The following is a 2,446-nucleotide window of genomic DNA, read 5'->3' as shown; positions in this document are numbered from 1 at the left end:
ATCGGGGATGGCGGAGAATACTTCTATCAAAACAAGACTCGATCTTGTCATGTCTCACCTCGTCAATAGATTTGCCAATCTTCAACGAGGTGAGACTTTATCGTATTTCGTCTTACTTCTCACGAGAACTGAATGACCGTGTAGTAGTAGGCATATCCCCAAGCCTATTTTGGCCAGAACCCTAGACGATTGACCATAGGTATATGTAGTATGAGTGCCATAATCTTGGGTGGTATGGAGGAGGCTTGATTCTATAGTTCCCTCTGTCTTTGCCCCGATTACATAAATACACCATAAAACTCCGAAAAACAGTAATACAAGGGGTAAGATACTTCCAGGCAAACCCCAAAGGGAAACATCCTTCATTAAATGGATAAAGGATGCCGCCCCCGTAAGGATGATTATCAGAGTGCGCCAAATATCAGGGATCCTAAGACCATATTTTTTTGTCTTTGCCGAACGATCTAAGAGATCATTAACAAATCTACGTAGACCAAGCCATACTCTTTTCATCATATACTTTCACTAAATTTAAACAGTATGAGGCCATCTAACGCCCGCGTTCAGCGGGGCCGCGCACGGTCTCACCAGCATCCATACGAACTGTGCTTCGCGGCCTCCGCTGCAACGCCTTGTTAGATGCTCTTTACGCAAGCCACAATCTGTCAGTATGTAGTTTTCAAAGGAAGTAGAGATTATCTTTCATCTCTTCAGCAGACTTTGTGTTTATCAGATTTGATAGCCGCTTGATCTGTTCACCGACAGAGTACCTTTGCCGGTAGACCGCAATTATTCCCGCATGGTTCTTTCGCTGCGCAAGATATTCGCGATGAAGCTGGCAGAAATGCCCGACATTGAATGTATAGATCGCTCGCCCTTGCTGCGTTGCCTACTCCAATTGGTCTATGTCGTCTTTCTCTGACATCCCTTCTTCGAGTACTGTCGTTACATCAACTCCGCGGGCTCGAAGCCCAGACACAACTGCCCGTGCCATTGCGTCTTCATCTACATACAAACGAATTTGCATTGAGCTTTATCCTGCTTCAGTGAATTCTCCCTCAAGCCTTAGAGCTTCTTCCCTCTCAGCTTGCAAGTCGGCTTCTATCTCCTCTTTGTTTGCGTGGAAATAAGCTAGTGCGGTGTACACTTGCGCGAAAGACAGGTTAGCGTATTGGTCTACAATTTCTTCGGGAGTATATCCCTGTTTGTACAAGCTCACGATTTGGTTTACGGTGATGCGAGTGCCCTCAATGCGTAAGCGCCCACCGCAGACATTTGCCGAACTGACCAAGAGGGTTTCAATAGCCGTGCTCATATTCCCCACTCCATCATAGCAGTTATTGCAGATTGGTATTTTACGCCTTTATGGCCGCCAATGCGAACAGGGTGCAAGGAATAGCGCAAGCATCTAACGCCGGACATTACCGGGCCGCCGAGCGGCCTCACAAGCAGTCACCTGAATCGCGCGGCGGCGGCTCCGGTGCATGTCATTGTTAGGCGTAGCTCATGGGGCTGTATTCTTTGGTTTGTACTGTATACCCGGCAATCTGTCGAAGTCTGAATCCTGCGTCCACAACGTGGCGTTATGAGCTTGGGCCGTCGCTAAGATTATGCTATCCGCTAGCGGCAGCTTGAGATCATTACTGAGCTTGGCCGCTTGCAACGCGACCGACACCTCTAGGTTTACTACCCGCCCCTGCTGCATTAACGCGACCGCCTGGAGCGCATCACTCTCGCCGCGTTGCTGCAACACACGCTTGAATACCTCGAAAATGCTGATCGTCGGGACGATGAGATTGCTGACGTCCTCAATCGCAGAAGCAAAGAAATCGGCATTCGGGCCATCGGCGAAGTATTCTAACCACGCAGAAGAATCGACAACATTCATACCCGGTCATTTTCCCGCTCTACGGTCGTATCAATACCTTCAAGGAATCCCCGCATCTGGCTCAGAGGTTTAACGGGGATGAACTCGATCCTGTCGTCATAAAGTAGGACTTGTATCTGTTGGCCGGGTTGAATACCTAGTGACTCGCGCACTTCGCGGGGGATCTCAACCTGAAAGTCCGATGAAACAGTCACAGTTTCCATAATCCCTGCCTGCTCTTTAAATCAATTCCAATTTACGCTTATTAGTGATTGTGAGCAAGTGGTGTCGCTGCGCCTAACGTCACGCATCACCGGGCGCGGCGTGACGAATCGGACCAATGACAAGAAAGGCGCTCGCCGCGCTCCGGTGCATGCGCTTGTTGGGCGTCGCCCTCTACCCGTTTCATTCCGCTACCGTCGGGCCTTTCGCCATCGGCCATTCCAAACAGCGCCGCTGCACGCCCTTTGTTGCCTCTGCTCCTGTTCGTCTCGTGACTTGTGCGCTTGCTCACCTCGCCTGCCGCTGGCGCCCTGGCCATTGTCGTTGTCGCCACCTCTCGCTTTGCACCGCAGCAAG

Annotated in this window: 3 protein-coding genes; all 3 read right to left on the bottom strand. The window is 50.3% G+C overall.

Annotated elements, in window-relative coordinates; all coding sequences use genetic code 11:
* Positions 1 to 1,033: 1,033 nt before the first annotated feature.
* The 3 genes from VJ464_23695 to VJ464_23685 all read right to left on the bottom strand — a co-directional run bounded on the left by VJ464_23695 (position 1,034) and on the right by VJ464_23685 (position 2,091).
* On the bottom strand, positions 1,034 to 1,315 hold the full coding sequence (locus VJ464_23695) for a DUF433 domain-containing protein (GenBank protein HKQ08150.1): 282 nt from the start codon (positions 1,313 to 1,315) through the stop codon (positions 1,034 to 1,036).
* 189 nt (positions 1,316 to 1,504) lie between these two features.
* Positions 1,505 to 1,888, bottom strand: a complete 384-nt coding sequence (locus tag VJ464_23690; protein HKQ08149.1) for a type II toxin-antitoxin system VapC family toxin — start codon at positions 1,886 to 1,888, stop codon at positions 1,505 to 1,507.
* On the bottom strand, positions 1,885 to 2,091 hold the full coding sequence (locus VJ464_23685; GenBank protein HKQ08148.1) for an AbrB/MazE/SpoVT family DNA-binding domain-containing protein: 207 nt from the start codon (positions 2,089 to 2,091) through the stop codon (positions 1,885 to 1,887). Before VJ464_23685 ends, VJ464_23690 begins: the two co-directional genes overlap by 4 nt.
* Positions 2,092 to 2,446 lie beyond the last annotated feature (355 nt).

The sequence above is a fragment of the Blastocatellia bacterium genome (assembly GCA_035275065.1).
Taxonomy (GTDB): Bacteria; Acidobacteriota; Blastocatellia; order UBA7656; family UBA7656; genus DATENM01.
The sequence above is the reverse complement of the archived record's forward strand: the minus strand, read 5'-3'. Positions and strand labels throughout refer to the sequence as shown.

Coding starts and splice junctions, on each gene's coding strand:
- VJ464_23695 (HKQ08150.1), bottom strand. CDS start 1,315: ATGAGCACGGCTATTGAAACCCTCTTGGTCAGTTCGGCAAATGTCTGC.
- VJ464_23685 (HKQ08148.1), bottom strand. CDS start 2,091: ATGGAAACTGTGACTGTTTCATCGGACTTTCAGGTTGAGATCCCCCGC.
- VJ464_23690 (HKQ08149.1), bottom strand. CDS start 1,888: ATGAATGTTGTCGATTCTTCTGCGTGGTTAGAATACTTCGCCGATGGC.